Annotated in this window: 18 protein-coding genes and 1 riboswitch; of the genes, 7 read left to right on the top strand and 11 right to left on the bottom strand. The window is 69.0% G+C overall.

Going from position 1 to position 14888, the window contains the following annotated elements:
* Positions 1-3: 3 nt before the first annotated feature.
* Positions 4-375, bottom strand: a complete 372-nt coding sequence (locus MFF06_RS09000; RefSeq protein WP_238203002.1) for an HNH endonuclease family protein — start codon at positions 373-375, stop codon at positions 4-6.
* A 162-nt stretch (positions 376-537) separates the two neighbouring features.
* Positions 538-644, top strand: a riboswitch (TPP riboswitch).
* Between the two features lie 66 nt (positions 645-710).
* Between MFF06_RS09000 and thiC the strand changes: the two genes are divergently transcribed.
* Positions 711-2597, top strand: coding sequence for a phosphomethylpyrimidine synthase ThiC (gene thiC, locus MFF06_RS08995; protein ID WP_238203000.1), 1887 nt, complete (start codon positions 711-713; stop codon positions 2595-2597).
* Between the two features lie 257 nt (positions 2598-2854).
* A complete protein-coding gene (locus MFF06_RS08990; RefSeq protein ID WP_238202998.1) occupies positions 2855-3190 on the top strand; it encodes a hypothetical protein in 336 nt (111 codons plus the stop codon).
* Between the two features lie 91 nt (positions 3191-3281).
* On the opposite strand, the gene MFF06_RS08985 is transcribed toward MFF06_RS08990, so the two are convergent.
* From MFF06_RS08985 to MFF06_RS08975, 3 genes are all read right to left on the bottom strand, one after another.
* A complete protein-coding gene (locus tag MFF06_RS08985) occupies positions 3282-4439 on the bottom strand; it encodes a glycosyltransferase family 2 protein (protein WP_238202996.1) in 1158 nt (385 codons plus the stop codon).
* Positions 4440-4526: 87 nt separating this feature from the next.
* Positions 4527-4931 carry a thioredoxin family protein gene (locus MFF06_RS08980; protein ID WP_238202995.1) on the bottom strand — a complete coding sequence of 135 codons (405 nt, stop codon included), beginning with the start codon at positions 4929-4931 and terminating at the stop codon, positions 4527-4529.
* 79 nt (positions 4932-5010) lie between these two features.
* Complete coding sequence (locus MFF06_RS08975) at positions 5011-5307, bottom strand: hypothetical protein (RefSeq protein WP_238202994.1); 297 nt, start codon at positions 5305-5307, stop codon at positions 5011-5013.
* Positions 5308-5595: 288 nt separating this feature from the next.
* On the opposite strand from MFF06_RS08975, the gene MFF06_RS08970 reads away from it, so the two are divergent.
* The 5 genes from MFF06_RS08970 to MFF06_RS08950 all read left to right on the top strand — a co-directional run bounded on the left by MFF06_RS08970 (position 5596) and on the right by MFF06_RS08950 (position 9075).
* Positions 5596-6234, top strand: coding sequence for a TetR/AcrR family transcriptional regulator (locus MFF06_RS08970; protein ID WP_238202993.1), 639 nt, complete (start codon positions 5596-5598; stop codon positions 6232-6234).
* Between the two features lie 78 nt (positions 6235-6312).
* The gene (locus tag MFF06_RS08965; protein ID WP_238202992.1) at positions 6313-6774 is read left to right on the top strand and encodes a DUF2852 domain-containing protein; all 462 of its coding nucleotides are present in this window, start codon (positions 6313-6315) and stop codon (positions 6772-6774) included.
* A gap of 148 nt (positions 6775-6922) precedes the next feature.
* The gene (gene upp / locus MFF06_RS08960; RefSeq protein ID WP_238202991.1) at positions 6923-7558 is read left to right on the top strand and encodes a uracil phosphoribosyltransferase; all 636 of its coding nucleotides are present in this window, start codon (positions 6923-6925) and stop codon (positions 7556-7558) included.
* A gap of 90 nt (positions 7559-7648) precedes the next feature.
* Positions 7649-8665 carry an NAD(P)H-quinone oxidoreductase gene (locus MFF06_RS08955; protein WP_238202988.1) on the top strand — a complete coding sequence of 339 codons (1017 nt, stop codon included), beginning with the start codon at positions 7649-7651 and terminating at the stop codon, positions 8663-8665.
* A gap of 110 nt (positions 8666-8775) precedes the next feature.
* Complete coding sequence (locus MFF06_RS08950; protein ID WP_238202986.1) at positions 8776-9075, top strand: hypothetical protein; 300 nt, start codon at positions 8776-8778, stop codon at positions 9073-9075.
* 117 nt (positions 9076-9192) lie between these two features.
* Here MFF06_RS08950 and MFF06_RS08945 read toward each other — a convergent pair whose 3' ends face one another.
* From MFF06_RS08945 to MFF06_RS08915, 7 genes are all read right to left on the bottom strand, one after another.
* Positions 9193-10074 carry a 3-hydroxybutyryl-CoA dehydrogenase gene (locus tag MFF06_RS08945; RefSeq protein WP_238202985.1) on the bottom strand — a complete coding sequence of 294 codons (882 nt, stop codon included), beginning with the start codon at positions 10072-10074 and terminating at the stop codon, positions 9193-9195.
* A 211-nt stretch (positions 10075-10285) separates the two neighbouring features.
* On the bottom strand, positions 10286-11230 hold the full coding sequence (locus MFF06_RS08940) for an electron transfer flavoprotein subunit alpha/FixB family protein (protein ID WP_238202984.1): 945 nt from the start codon (positions 11228-11230) through the stop codon (positions 10286-10288).
* A gap of 73 nt (positions 11231-11303) precedes the next feature.
* Entirely contained in the window at positions 11304-12053 is a 750-nt protein-coding gene (locus MFF06_RS08935; RefSeq protein WP_238202983.1) for an electron transfer flavoprotein subunit beta/FixA family protein, read from the bottom strand.
* Between the two features lie 161 nt (positions 12054-12214).
* Positions 12215-12787, bottom strand: coding sequence for a cob(I)yrinic acid a,c-diamide adenosyltransferase (locus MFF06_RS08930; RefSeq protein WP_238203092.1), 573 nt, complete (start codon positions 12785-12787; stop codon positions 12215-12217).
* Positions 12788-12894: 107 nt separating this feature from the next.
* Complete coding sequence (locus tag MFF06_RS08925; protein ID WP_238202982.1) at positions 12895-13527, bottom strand: acyloxyacyl hydrolase; 633 nt, start codon at positions 13525-13527, stop codon at positions 12895-12897.
* 137 nt (positions 13528-13664) lie between these two features.
* On the bottom strand, positions 13665-13850 hold the full coding sequence (locus MFF06_RS08920; RefSeq protein WP_238202981.1) for a twin transmembrane helix small protein: 186 nt from the start codon (positions 13848-13850) through the stop codon (positions 13665-13667).
* A 127-nt stretch (positions 13851-13977) separates the two neighbouring features.
* Positions 13978-14802, bottom strand: coding sequence for a zinc-ribbon domain-containing protein (locus MFF06_RS08915; protein WP_238202980.1), 825 nt, complete (start codon positions 14800-14802; stop codon positions 13978-13980).
* Positions 14803-14888 lie beyond the last annotated feature (86 nt).

Raw genomic sequence — 14888 nt, 5'->3', positions numbered from 1 at the left:
CGCTCAATCCTTCCTGCGGCTCGACCGGCGGTCGCGCGTCATCCGGGTGGGCGCATGGAAATCGTCGGGCTTGGTGCGCACCCACGCGACGAAGCGGGCAAGCTCCGGGTCGTCGCGCAGCGCTTCCACGTCGGCCAGCCGCCGGGCGATTTCCGCCTCGCTGTAGCGGGCGTGGATCGCCGAGTGGCAGACCTGATGCAGCCGCACCGTCCCCCGGTGGGTCCCGCCCTTCAACTTCGGCGTGAGGTGGTGCAGGCTTGAGCGGGCGCCGCGCGGGATCGGTCGCTCGCAGAGCGGGCAGATCACCGGAGCCGCCGCCTGCGGGCCGTGGGTCGCCGGATCGTCGTCGCGCCACAGGCGGTCGCGTCTGCCCAAGGTTTGCCCTTTCGCGCATCGGTTCGTCGTTCGTGAGAGCGTAGCGAAGCCATCGTGGTGCGCGCCACGTCCGTCGATGTCGCGCCATCCTCGGACGACAGCCTGCTGTCACCCGCACCCACCGCATGGCATTGACATCGCCCGGCAAAACTCCGAGTTTCGAACCGTTCCGAGGGGAGCCCCGTAAGGGGGCTGAGATTGGGCGTGATGCCCTGACCCTTGAACCTGATCCGGTTCGTACCGGCGGAGGGACGGGAACTCTGCGGCCTGTGAGGCCGCCCCACGTCCTATTCGTCGTCGCGCACTTGGACCGCTCCAACGCCAGGAGAGGCCACATGAACGCACCCGTACTCCCCAAAGACGTGAAGGGTAGCCCCGAGACCGTGACGACCGGTCCGGTCACCGGATCGCGCAAGGTCTATGCCGCCGTCGCGGGGCGCGACGACATCCGCGTCCCCTTCCGCGAGATCGTGCTGACCAATCCGAAGGAAGCGCCCGTGCGGGTCTACGATCCGTCGGGGCCCTACACCGAGACCGACGCGCGGATCGATCTCGCCGCCGGCCTGCCGCAGGTGCGCGCGCCGTGGATCGCCGCGCGCGGCTACGGCGCCATCGCGCCGCGGGCCGTGAAGGACGAGGATAACGGCTTCGCCGGCGATCGCCTCGTTGCCCCGTGCCCCGCCGAGCGTCAGGTCCGCCGGGCCGACGCCGGGCAGAGGGTGACGCAGTACGAGTTCGCCCGCGCCGGGATCATCACCGAGGAGATGATCTACGTCGCCCACCGCGAGAACCTGTGCCGCGAGGCGATGCTCGACCGGGCGGAGGCGGCCCTCGCCGACGGCGAGAGCTTCGGCGCGGCGGTGCCCGCCTTCATCACCCCCGAATTCGTCCGCGACGAGGTCGCGCGCGGCCGGGCGATCATCCCCGCCAACATCAACCACACCGAGCTGGAGCCGATGGCGATCGGCCGGAACTTCCTCGTCAAGATCAACGCCAACATCGGCAATTCGGCCGTGACCTCCTCGGCGGCGGAGGAAGTGGAGAAGCTGGTCTGGTCGATCCGCTGGGGCGCGGATACGGTCATGGACCTCTCCACCGGCCGCAACATCCACAACATCCGCTCGTGGATCGTCCGCAACTCGCCCGTGCCGATCGGGACGGTGCCGATTTACCAAGCCCTGGAGAAGGTCGGCGGCGATCCGCTGAAGCTCGATTGGGAGGTCTTCAAGGACACGCTGATCGAGCAGGCGGAGCAGGGCGTCGATTACTTCACCATCCACGCGGGCGTGCGCCTCGCGCATGTGCCGCTCACGGCCCGGCGCGTCACCGGCATCGTCTCGCGCGGCGGCTCGATCATGGCGCGGTGGTGCCTCGCCGGGCACCGCGAATCGTTCCTCTACGAGCGGTTCGACGAGATCTGCGAGATCATGCGCGCCTACGACGTGTCGTTCTCCCTCGGCGACGGCCTGCGCCCCGGCTCCATCGCGGATGCCAACGACGCGGCGCAGTTCGCGGAGCTGGAGACGCTCGGCGAACTCACCAAGATCGCCTGGGACAAGGGCTGTCAGGTGATGATCGAGGGCCCCGGCCACGTGCCGATGCACAAGATCAAGGTCAACATGGAGAAGCAGCTCCGCGAGTGCGGCGAGGCACCCTTCTACACCCTCGGCCCGCTGACGACCGACGTCGCCCCCGGCTACGACCACATCACCTCGGGCATCGGCGCGGCGATGATCGGGTGGTTCGGCACGGCGATGCTCTGCTACGTCACCCCGAAGGAGCATCTCGGCCTGCCCGGCCGCGACGACGTGAAGGTCGGCGTGATCACCTACAAGATCGCCGCCCACGCCGCCGACCTCGCCAAGGGCCACCCCGCCGCGCAGCTCCGCGACGACGCCCTGAGCCGCGCCCGGTTCGACTTCCGCTGGGAAGACCAGTTCAACCTGAGCCTCGATCCGGATACGGCCCGGAGCTACCACGACGAGACCCTGCCGAAGGACGCCCACAAGGTCGCCCATTTCTGCTCCATGTGCGGGCCGAAGTTCTGCTCGATGAAGATCACGCAGGACCTGCGCGCCGAGGTGTTGGCGATGGAAGAGGCCGGGCAGGTCGTGGGCCAAGCCCCCGCCATGACCAAAGCAGAAGCCGAGGCCGGGATGCGTGCCAAGTCGGAGGAGTTCCTGGCCGAGGGCGGCAAGCTCTACGTCGACGCGGCGGAGTGAGGATTGGGCGCGCCCGGCACCGGTCGGGCGCGCCTACGGGGATATTCGTTTCATGGACCCGCCGCGAAATCTTGAAACTGTAAGCCGAATGGCAGATTCGGCGCCGAATTCGAGGCGATTTATTGCCGAGATGGTCACTGTATATTAATCGCAATCACGCGGCGACCCTTCCGAACTGTGTGCGGCATGTCCGTATTAATCAGCGATTAAAGAGCACCTGTTGAAATCCTGGCATCACAGGATCGCAGGAGCGAGCCATGGAGATCAGATCCGTACAGGGGCCACAGGGACTCGACGCGCTCGGAGCCACCGCAGCGCCGCAGCCGCAGCCCATTCCCGCATCGTTCACGCCGGCCTCCTCGGCCAAACTGGAGCCGGCCGTTAAAATCGACATCGGGGCAGAGGCGGACCAGCCGCGGTTCATCCGCGACACCGAGACGAAGTCGATCGTGTTCCAGGTCGTGGATTCGTCGGGCCAAGTCGTCGATCAGTTGCCGAGCGAAAGCGCCCTGCGCAACCGGGCCTATGCAAGCTCGACCGCAAGCGCGCCCGACACCCGCTCCGGCTCGGCAGCCATTTCGCGCGTGGCTTAGCCGAAGCCGATCGCGTCGAGCCACACCCGTCGAGGGATCCCCGGTCGGCTTACGCTTCGGTCGGCTCCGCCCGCAGGGCGGGTTGGCAAACTCAAGCCTTCCCGGTCGAGAGCGCCGGAGCGACGCTCACGCCGGCCGCAGGCCGAACGCGACGGTTGCTGAGGCCCGTCACCGCGCGGATCAGCGGCAGGCAGAGGCGGGCGAGCCGAATCTGCCCCGGCAGGTCCTTCGGTCCGATCGGGTGATACGCCATCCGCGGGCTCGCCTTCTCCGCCTCGCCGATGGCGTGGCCGAGGGGAAGCGCCGCGATGCGCGCGGCATCCGCCGGGGCGATCCCGAGGCGGTCGGCCCATGCCGTGTCGCGAGCGAGGAGCCCCGATCCGTGAAGCCGCCGGAAGCGCGCCCGCCACAGGTAGCGGCGCACACAGCGCGGGAAGGTCTCCATTCGCGCATCGCAGCGGGCATCCGGCTCCTCGCACCGTGAGCGGATCGTGTCGGCGACGCCCCCCGGGGCGCGACCGGTGAGCCGCGCCGAGATCGTTACGCAAACGTCGGTGGCGTGCCGCACCTTCATGCCGTGGGCAATCAACCGGGCGATGAAGGCGCCATCCTCCCCGAGCGGGATCTCCGGCATTCCGCCTACCGCGAGATAGGCACGGCGGGTCACGGCCAGGGTCGCGCCGATCGTGGTGCGGTGGCAGGGCCAAGGATCGTTGGGATCGGGATCGATCCGCGACTCCGCCTCGGTGATCAGCGCGTCGTAGATGTCTTCGAGGCGGCCCCTGGCGTGGAGCATGGCGGGCAGGAGCTTGCCCTCCTCCTCATCCAGTTCCACCCGGCCCGCCACGGCGTCGGCCCCCGCCGCGATGGCGGCGAGATTGCGCGCCACCCAGTTCTGAGGCACCCGGCTGTCGGCGTCCGTCGAGAGGATCGCCCCCTCCCCCTCTCCGAGCCACGCCGCGGCGGCGTCCATCGCCCGGCGCCGTGCCCAGCCCGCATGGGCGCCGGCGAATTCCTCGTGGAACACGCGCACCGGCACGGCGAGGGTCGGGATCAGGTCCGCGACGATCGACTCCGTGCCGTCGGTGCAGTTGTTCAGGAACAGGACTACGCCCAGGGAACCCGGCGCGAGGTCCGTCTGCGAATCGATGGCGCGCAGGCAGGCGGCGATGCGCTCGGCCTCGTTGCGAACGGGGACCGCAATCACGGCGGCGAGCGGAGCACCGGACACGGGCACGGGATAGGTCATCGTCGGTCGACTTTCACGCGGGCCGCAGGGACGGCGCGCTTGGTTTATCGCTGCGACGACATGAACGATGGCCGAAGGCGCAACGCCTCAGAGCGTCTTCTCGACGAGCCCCTCGATCCATTCCGGCTGGGTTTCTCCCACCGAGCGGCCGACCTCCGTCTCGCCCTTGAAGGCGATCAACGTGCTCTGCATCCGCGCGTTGAACTGCCTCAGGACGTCCTTCCGGGTGTCGAAATCGACGTCGAAGATCTTGAGGTCCTTGAAGCGCGGATCGGTGGCGAGCTTGGCCAGAATGGGCTTCTGCGTCTTGCAGATCGGACACCAGGGCGCACTGACCTCCACGAGGATCGGCAGCCCGTCCTTCTGCGCCGCCTCGAAGGCCGCCTGAGAATAGGGCACCACCTCCCCGGCCCGCGCCTCTCCGATGGACACAGCGAGCGAACCGGCCGCCGATGCGAGCACGAGGGCAAGGAGACAACGGCGGGTGGTCATGCATCCTCCCGGGATTTTCATGACGCACGATATAGTCGCGTGTGAGGGCGCCGCCATCCGGTACGATGGCGCGGCGTCGTCACGCTTGCGTGGGCGGCTCGCGCTCCTCGGCGACGAGGGCGTCGATCTGGTCCGGTGTTACCGCATCCATGGGGGCGCGGACCCGCAGCGCGCGGGTGGGACGGCCCGCACGCATGACCAGCACGATGGTTTCCTGGTCGGGGCAGCCGGGATCGGGACAGGCGATCTCGTTGACGGCCAGGGCATCGTCGGGCCCGAGGCCGAGCCGGTCACGGAGGGTGGCTTTCAGCGCCGAGGCCACGGCCGCCCGCTCGGCCGACCGGGCTCTGAAGGATTTGAGGCTGACGAAGGCCATGGGTGCGCCCTCCACGACCATCCGCCAACGGCGACGGCGATCAGCCGCGGCTTGAAACAGTGTTGCATCTCCGCGTCAACAACCGCCGCGATCGTGCGGTCCGTCGGCAGGGAATCTGGCGCGTGCCGGTGCGAAGTACGTGGGGGTGGATGCTGTCCCGCATTTTCGTTCCACGCATTGCAACGATCGCTGGGTTCGCCCGTAATGCACCCGGCACCGGAGGGCCGGTGCCGGCCCGAGAACGGTTGCGGGTCTGCAAGCTATTCGTCAGGTGGGAGTATCGGTGTCTTGCGACACTGGAGGGAAGGACCGGGCGACCGGCGCAGCTATCATCACGGCAACCTCAAGGAGGCCCTGATCGAAGCCGCACGGCGATTCATCGCCGAGCGGGGCATCGGCGGGTTCACCCTCGTGGAGGCCGCGCGTCTCGTCGGCGTCACACCGGCCGCCCTCTACCGTCACTTTCGCGGGCGAGAGGCCCTCCTCGAAGAGCTGGCCGGGCGCGGCTTCAACGAACTGGCGGAACGCTTGGCCCGCGCCCTCACCTCGCGCGGCACGCCCCTCGAGCGCTTCACGCGGATGGGCGAGGCCTACCTCGCCTTCGCGGAGGACGAGCCCGCCTACTACGCCGCGATCTTCGAGACGCGGGGGGTCCACGCCGCGCCCGAATCGACGGACCGGCCCAGCCCGTTCGATTTGCTGGTCGAGGCCCTTCAGGCGACCTTCACCGAGGGGTTCGCGGGTGTGACGCCGCGCTTCATCGCCCTGGAGGTCTGGGCATTGGCCCACGGCATCGCGACCCTCGCATCGGCGGGACATCTCCCCTCCGGCCCCGGCATCCCGGACAAATACGAGTTGCTGCGCGCGGGCGTTCTCGCCCTGGTTCACGGGGCGGCCCCCCGCGAGAGGTCCGCCCCCCGGGATTGAGAAGCCCGGCGGCCGCCCTTGAAAGCTGCTCGCGCCGTTCGCATGTTAACGCTGTTCACATGAACGCGGAGCTTGCCCGTGAACACGACCACGACCCCTCCTTTCGCCACCGGCCGCGCCTGCCGCTCCGGTCCCTTCCCCCGCCGGTCCTTCGAGATCGGCGCCATCGTCGTCGGCTTCATCTACTGGTGGCCGATTGGCTTGGCGCTCCTCGCCTGGAAGTTCGCAGGCTATCCGGCCTTCAACGAGTTGCGTGACAGTGCCCGCCGGGGCTTCGGCGGTTTCGAGAATGCCCGGCCCGTCTCGCGCTTCGCCCGCGCCTTCGAGGCCGCCAACCGCGGAAGCGGGAACGCCGCCTTCGACGAGTACCGCCGCACCGAACTCGACCGGCTCGAAGCCCAACGTCGGGCCCTCGAAGAGGAAAGCCGCGCCTTCGCCGCCTTCGTCGAGGAGCTGAAGCGGGCCAAGGACCGCGAGCAGTTCGATGCGTTCATGGCCCAGCGCCGGGCCTCCGGCCAGGACGGCACCCGCTCCGTCTGACGCCCGCGAGTACCTTCGCGACGATGACGGATCCTCCCACCGCGCCGGGCCCCACGGGTCCGGCGCGGTTTTTTCGTACGGCCGTCGCGAATCGTTGCGCCCCGGCGTCGCCTCCGGCAAAGCTGCGCCATCCGGATGGGGAGGGGCGATGTCGGCGGATCGGGTGACGGTGGTCGGGCATCCCCTGGTGCAGCACAAGCTGACCCTGATGCGGGACAAGGAGCGCTCGACCCAGGGGTTCCGGCGGCTTCTCAACGAGATCGGGATGCTGCTCGCCTACGAGGTGACCCGCGACCTCCCCCTCGAACCCGTCGAGATCGAGACGCCGATCGGGCCGATGAGCGGCCGCCAGATCCAGGGCAAGAAGCTCGTCCTCGCCCCCATCCTGCGGGCCGGGGTCGGCTTTCTGGATGGGATGCTCTCCCTCGTGCCCTCGGCGCGCGTGGCGCATATCGGCCTCTACCGCGACCCCGAGAGCCTGGAGGCGGTGGAATACTACTTCAAGGCTCCGTCCGACCTCGCGGACCGGACGGTTCTCGTGCTCGATCCGATGCTCGCCACCGCCAATTCCGCCATCGCCGCCCTCGATCGGCTGAAGGCCCGGGGTGCCGTGGATCTGCGCTTCGTCTGTCTGCTCGCCGCCCCCGAGGGGCTCGCGAAGCTGGGGCAGGCCCACCCCGATGTGCCCGTCTGGACCGCGTCCATCGACAGCCATCTGAACGACCACGGCTACATCGTCCCGGGCCTGGGCGATGCCGGCGACCGGATGTACGGCACCCGCTGAGCGGCCGCCGCGCTTGCCGCCGCGGTTGAAGCGCGCATCTACCCCCAGGAAACGACGGCCCCGGACGATGGGGCGAACGGGAGATCCCACATGGCCGCCAGTCCGAGCTTGCCCGAATCCATGCGCCGCATCCGCTACGACGGCACCGGCGCTCCGGACGTGATCGGGATCGAACAGGCGCCGGTGCCTTCCCCGAGCGCGGGCCAGGTGCTCATCGAGGTGGTCGCGGCGGGCGTGAACCGGCCGGATGTCGCCCAGCGCCAGGGGGCCTATCCGCCGCCGCCCGGCGCCACGGAGATCCCGGGCCTCGAAGTGTCGGGGCGGATCGTCGCCCTCGGCGAGGGTGTCCAGGGCTTGTCTCTGGGGGACGAGGTTTGCGCCCTCGTCATCAGCGGCGGCTATGCCGAATACGCGGTTGCCGAGGCGGGCCATTGCCTGCCGCGACCGGACGCCGTCTCCCTCGTGGATGCCGGCGGCCTGCCCGAGACCTTCTTCACCGTCTATTCGAACGTGATTCAGCGGGGCCGCCTCGCCTCCGGGGAGACGTTCCTGGTCCATGGCGGATCGAGCGGCATCGGCGCCACCGCGATTCAGATCGCCAAGCTCTTCGGCGCGACCGTCTTCGCCACGGCGGGCTCGGCCGACAAGTGCCGCTTCTGCGAGGACCTCGGGGCCCACGCCGCCATCGACTACAAGCAAGCGGATTTCGTGGAGGAGGTGAAGCGCCTGACAGACAAGCGAGGCGTGGACGTGATCCTCGACATGATCGGCGCGGCCTACCTCGCCCGCAACCTCAAGTCCCTCGCCCAGGACGGGCGCCTCGTGATGATCGCGCTGATGGGCGGGTACAAGGTCGATGGCCTGAACATTTCGACCATCATGACGAATCGCCTGACCTTCACGGGCTCCACCCTCCGGCCCCGGCCAAAGGCCGCGAAGGCCGCCATCGCCGACGGCCTGCGCAAGGACGTGTGGCCGCACCTTGCCAGCGGCCGCATCCGCACGGTGACCCACGCAACCTTTTCGCTGGAGGAGGCGAAAAGGGCGCACGAACTCATGGAATCGAGCGCGCATCTCGGAAAGATCCTGCTGACCACCGGGCGCTGAGCGTCCTTGCCAACCGGAACCGCCCCAGCGACCGCCGCGTTGGCGGCGGTAACGAGATTGTGTCGCGGCCGGCTGATGGCATGTCGCGTCAAGACAGCAAGGAGCGACCGATGGCCGAGAAACTGACCACGACGGAGGGCCGTCAGGGCGAGCGCAACAGCAAGCCGGTCCTGTGGGTGCTGCTGGGAAGCCTCGCGCTTATGGCCGTCGCCACGATCGGGCTGCTGACCTGGAACGGCGCCAATTCCCCGAAGGATTGGGCGTCTCAGAGCCAGGATGCGTCCCGCAAAGAGATCACCGGCTCCGTGACCGGTACGGGCGGCACGTCCACCTCGAACTCGACCGCGGTGCCGGGTGGCAACCCGTCCTATCCCCAGCCCGCGCAGAAGAGCGCGAACGACGCGAAGTAAGCTCTGAAAAAGGCCGGGTGCGCCGAGTACCCGGCCTTTTGCGTGCCGAGACTACGGCCCGTGCTCAGGTCGTCCGCCGTCGCTGCGCTACAGGTGTCGTGCTGGCCGGGATAACCCTCAGCGCGTCGGAACCGGGTTCGGACCGCGATAATCGTAGAAGCCGCGCTTCGTCTTCCGCCCGAGCCAGCCGGCCTCGACGTACTTCACTAGCAGCGGACAGGGCCGGTACTTCGAATCGGCCAGTCCCTCGTAGAGCACCTGCATCACCGAAAGACAGGTATCGAGGCCGATGAAGTCGGCGAGCTGCAACGGCCCCATTGGATGGTTGGCGCCGAGCTTCATCGCCGTATCGATGGACTCCACGGAGCCGACGCCCTCGTAGAGCGTGTAGATCGCCTCGTTGATCATCGGCAGCAGGATGCGGTTGACGATGAAGGCCGGAAAATCCTCCGACATCGTCGCGGTCTTGCCGAGCTTGCCGATGAACCCCTTGGCCGCCTCGTAGGTCGTGTCCTCGGTGGCGATGCCGCGGATCAGCTCCACGAGCTGCATCACCGGCACCGGGTTCATGAAGTGAATGCCGATGAACCGTTCCGGCCGGTCCGTCGCCGCCGCGAGGCGGGTGATGGAGATGGACGAGGTGTTGGTTGCCACCAGCGCCTCGGGCGAAAGGTGCTGGCAGAGGTTCGTGAAGATGTCGCGCTTGGTCGCCTCGTGCTCCGTGGCGGCCTCGATGACGAGATCGCAGGGCGATAGCTCCCCGAAGGTCGCCGCGCTCGTGATCCGCTCCCGGGCGGCGTGGCTCTCGGCCTCGTCCAGCGAGCCCTTCGAGACGAGGCGGGAATAGCCCTTCTCGATCGAGTCGATGCCCGCCGCGAGGCGGGCGGGATCGCGGTCGTTCAGCACAACGTCGAGACCCGCCGCCGCGCAGACCTGCGCGATGCCGCTGCCCATCTGGCCCGCGCCGATGATGCCGACCCGCTTGATCTCGATGACCATTTGAAGACCTTTTGCCCCCGATCCGCGCCCGTCGCACCGTCGGCCTGCGGAGGGGCCGGACGGTGTGCTGGCGCGAGCAACGAAACGCCGTCCGGCTATCTAGCCCAATCTCATGCCGCGAAGGAACCCGGCTGGCCCGTGCGGTGCAACAAACCCGGCAAAAGACCGTGCGGTCCCCGCCCCGCATCGGGGCGAGGACGAATTGGCGATGCTACTTGGCCTTGCCGATCTCGGACTGGAGTTCCGGCACGACCTGGAACAGGTCGCCGACGAGTCCGTAATCCGCCACTTGGAAGATCGGCGCATCCTCGTCCTTATTGATGGCGACGATGACCTTCGAGTCCTTCATCCCGGCGAGGTGCTGGATGGCGCCGGAAATGCCGACGGCAACGTAGAGATCGGGGGCGACCACCTTGCCGGTCTGGCCGACCTGCCAGTCGTTGGGAGCGTAGCCCGCGTCCACCGCCGCGCGCGAGGCGCCTACGGCCGCGCCGAGGCTGTCGGCCAGGGGCTCGATGAGCTCGTGGAACTTCTCGGAGGAGCCGAGGGACCGGCCGCCGGACACGATAATCCGCGCCCCCGCCAGCTCCGGCCGGTCGGACTTCGCGATCTCCTCGCTCTTGAAGGTCGAGCCTGCCGCCGCGCCCGCGCCGGAGGCCGCCTCGACCGGGGCCGCCGACCCACCTTCGCCCGTCGGCTTGAAGGCGGCGGCGCGGACCGTGACGACCCGCTTGGGTCCCGGTGCCTGGACAGTCTGGATGGCGTTGCCGGCGTAGATCGGCCGCTCGAAGGTGTCGGCCGAGACGACCTTGATGATGTCCGAGACCTGGGCGACATCGAGGAGCGCCGCCACGCGGGGCAGCACGTTCTTGCCCGTGGTCGTCGCCGCCGCCACGATGGTGTCGTAGGGGCCGGCCACAGCCGCGATCAGCGCGGAGACCGGCTCGGCGAGGTCGTGGTCGTAGGCGGCGTCCTCGGCCAGCAGCACCTTCTCGACCCCGTCGAGCTTGCCGGCGGCCTCGGCGGCGGCCTTGGCGGTGCTGCCCGCAACGAGGGCGTGGATCGGCGCGCCGATGTCCTTGGCGGCGCTGAGCGCCTTGAGCGTGCCGTCCTTTACCTGTCCGTCGGCGTGCTCGACAAAAAGAAGCGTGGTCATGTGTGGGGAACCCCGTATGCGGTGGGCCGCGCTCGACCGCCGGAGCGGGAGCGCGGGCGAGGGATCGTCAGGCTCAGATTACTCCGGCCTCGGTCTTCAACTTCTGGACGAGTTCCGCAGCGGACCCGACCTTGATGCCCGCGGAGCGCCCGGCGGGCTCCACCGTCTTCAGCACCGTGAGCTTGGGCGACACGTCGACGCCGAGCGCCTCCGGGTTCAACTCGTCGAGGGGCTTCTTCTTCGCCTTCATGATGTTGGGCAGCGAGGCGTAGCGCGGCTCGTTGAGGCGCAGGTCCGTCGTGACGATGGCCGGGAGGTTGAGTGTCACGGTCTGCAGGCCGCCGTCCACCTCGCGGGTCACGTCCAGGCTGCCCTCGCCCATCTCCACCTTGAAGGCGAAGGTGCCCTGCGGCCAGCCGAGGAGGGCGCCGAGCATCTGGCCCGTCTGGTTCGAATCGTCGTCGATGGCCTGCTTGCCGAGGATGACGAGCTGCGGGCTCTCCTTCTCGACAACGGCCTTGAGCAGCTTGGCGACGGCCAGCGGTTCGCAGGTAACGTCGGTCTTGATCAGGATGGCGCGGTCGGCGCCCATCGCCAGGGCCGTGCGCAGGGTCTCCTGGGCCTGCTGCGGGCCGATCGAGACGGCCACGATCTCGGTCGCCTTGCCCTTCTCCTTCAGGCGGATCGCCTCCTCGACGGCGATCTCGTCGAACGGGTTCATCGACATCTTCACGTTGGCGAGTTCGACGCCCGAGCCATCCGGCTTCACCCGGATCTTCACGTTGTAGTCGACGACCCGCTTCACGGGCACCAGAACCTTCATGGCGCTCTCGATCCTTCCCGTTGATCTTCTCGTCCGGGGCGGGGTCCGTCGCGCAGGGCGCGCGTCACCGGCCGCCTCGAAAGGCGGCGGGACCGTAGCGGCCACATTTCTGCCTTGTCAACGCAGGGCTGCAAGGCGCGTCGCCGCTGGCCCGCGTGCGGTCAGCGATTCGCGCCCGGAACCCAGAGGACGTCGTCCTCGCCGTTGCGGTTCGCGGCCCGGCTGGCCACGAAGAGGAAGTCGGACAGGCGGTTCAGGTAGCGCACCGCCTCGGGCGAGATGACCTCGCCCTCCGTCTCGGACAGCCGCACGGCGAGGCGTTCCGCCCGGCGGCACACGGTGCGGGCGAGGTGGAGCGCGGCGGCGCAGGGCGAGCCGCCGGGCAGCACGAAGGACTTGATCGGCGGAATCGTGGCGTTGAGGGCGTCGATGTCGCGCTCCAGCCGCTCGACCTGGGAGGGAACGATCCGCAGGGGTTCGTAGGGCAGCTTCTCCGGCCCCTCGGGCGTCGCAAGATCGGCACCGAGATCGAAAAGGTCGTTCTGGACGGCGCCGAGCATCCGGTCGAGGTGCTCGTCCGCATGGAGGCGGGCGAGGCCGATGCAGGAGTTGGTCTCGTCCACCGTGCCGTAGGTCTCGACCCGGAGGTCGCCCTTCGAGCGGCGCTGTCCGTCGGCCAGGGCGGTGGTGCCCTTGTCGCCGGTGCGCGTGTAGATCCGGTTCAGCGTGACCAAGACTGCCCCCAAGCGGTCCACGCCCCGGTCCGGGCGCGGCGCGCCGTCAGGGGGCTCGTACCGGTCGTCTCACGTCCGACGCCCGCTTGTCCACTCCGGCCGCGGCCTCAGAACGTGTAGCCGATCTTCCCGCCGTAATTCGTCAGGCCGCGGTTGTTCGCGCACAGGCCGGCGTTCGACATGTGCTCGATCGTGGCCATGATGCTCCAGTGCTCGGTGATGCGGTAGCCCAGCGCCGCCGCCTCGCGGAACAGCGGGGAGCAGCCGAGCGTGTTGAAGCCGTAGGGTGTCTGAGCCTTCGGACCGGTGTAGCCGTTATGGGCCGCGCCGCCGAAGAAGCCGTCGATGAAGACCTTGCGGCCCAGCGTCTCCGGGAAGACCTCGAGCGTCCAGGTGGCGCCGAGGTATGCGTAGCTCGTCCGGCCACCGGTGTTGTAGCTGCCGCCCACCGTCGGGCGCGGGATGAACGCCTGCCAGAACGGATCCTGGAACACGAGCGGCTTGGCGAACAGGATCTCGCCGTTAATGTTCTCCTTGGCGAAGCCCCGGGCCTTGCCCTCGGCGCTGCCGGGATCCTGCACCGCGCCGCCGAGGCGGAGTTCCGACACGATGCTCAGGGGCTGGACCGGCGCGTAGTAGGCGGCGGGCGCCGGGGCCGCGCCGAGGTCGGCCGCCTGGGCCGAGACGAACGACGCGCCGAAGACGAGGCCGATGACGGAGACGCGGGAGAGGGCGGTCATGCGAACCCGAGAGATCGACGGAACGGAAAGCGAAGTGCGCAACCGTAACATGAACATCTCGGCCGCAATGGGCCGTCATCCCGCAACGGCCCGAAAAACCCCGGCCTGCGGCTCCGGGGTCACACCTTCCGCCGCGTTCAGGCGGAGCGCCACCAGACGACGCCCATGATCACGACGATCGCTACGAACTGAAGGATCACCCGCAGGCGCATCAGCCGCTGGGAGATGTTGGGGCTCCCGCCGCGCATCATGTTGGCGAGGCCGAGAACGAGGACCACCGCGACGGCGATGCAGGCGAGGAGGACGACGGTGTTCGACGACATCAGGAGGATCCCGGGCGGCGCCTCTTAGGCAAGCGCAGGCGCAGCTATAACTCCCGGCGGCGCGGCGCGCAGCCCACCCCGCCATCCGCGATGTCGCGGGGTGGGCTGCGCAGCGGGATCAGGAGGCTCATTCCTCGCCGGACCGAGCGGGCCCCTTGGGCGCGGCGTTCGCGAAACGGAGGGTCACGACCCGGCCTTGCGTCGGCGGGTCGGCGAGTTTGGCGCGGAAGCGGGCGGATTCACCCGCGCCGAGGACGCTTCGGGGCGCCGGTGCGGAGAAGGTCGTCACGGATTTGCCGGCGGCGTCGCTCACCGTCACCGCGATCGGCGGCATCGGCACGACGCCCCGCCCGACGCCGACCACGTCGCCCTCGACGACGAGTTCCCGGGGCTGCTCGTCCTCGGCGGAGCTCTGGTAGGCCACGACGTCGCGGATCTCGAGGCCGCGCCGGTTCACGGGCAACCCGATGGCGCCGAAGAGCGCCGCGCTGCGCGGTATGACGCCCACGATCTGCGCGCGGGCGAGGCAGGCCACCGGCAGGCTGGCGAGGAGGCCGAGGCCGAGGAAGGCCGCGGGCGTCAGCGGCAGGGATTTGGCGCCCCGCGACGGGCGCTTGCCGCCGGCCCGCTTCGTCGGCTTCCGGGACGTGGCCGACTTCGTCCGCCGGATCGTGGCCGGCGCCCCGGCGGCGGCCTCTGCGGCGGCCTCTTGGGCCATCGCCGATTCGCGCACGGACGAGGCCGCCTCGGCCCAGGCCGCCTCCGACACGGGGTCGCCGGAGGCGGCGCCCGCGAGGACCTCCGCGGGCTCCTCGCCCTCGGCGAGGGCATCGGTGGGCGACAGGAACCACGTTTCCCGGCAGGCGGCGCAGCGCACGGACCGGCCTTCCGGCCCGATCTTCGCCGCGTTGATGCGGTAACTGCTGGCGCAGGTCGGACAGGTGATCAACATCGGCGGAGCACCCGGCGCGTCGGCCCCGGCAAATGAGCACGGGGCGAACGAAAAAATCTTGAGGAAGCGTGGCAGGACACGGTTAA

Origin of the sequence: Methylobacterium aerolatum (genome assembly GCF_022179085.1) — a bacterium.
Lineage (GTDB): Bacteria > Pseudomonadota > Alphaproteobacteria > Rhizobiales > Beijerinckiaceae > Methylobacterium > Methylobacterium aerolatum.
This window is presented reverse-complemented; position numbering and strand designations above follow the sequence as displayed.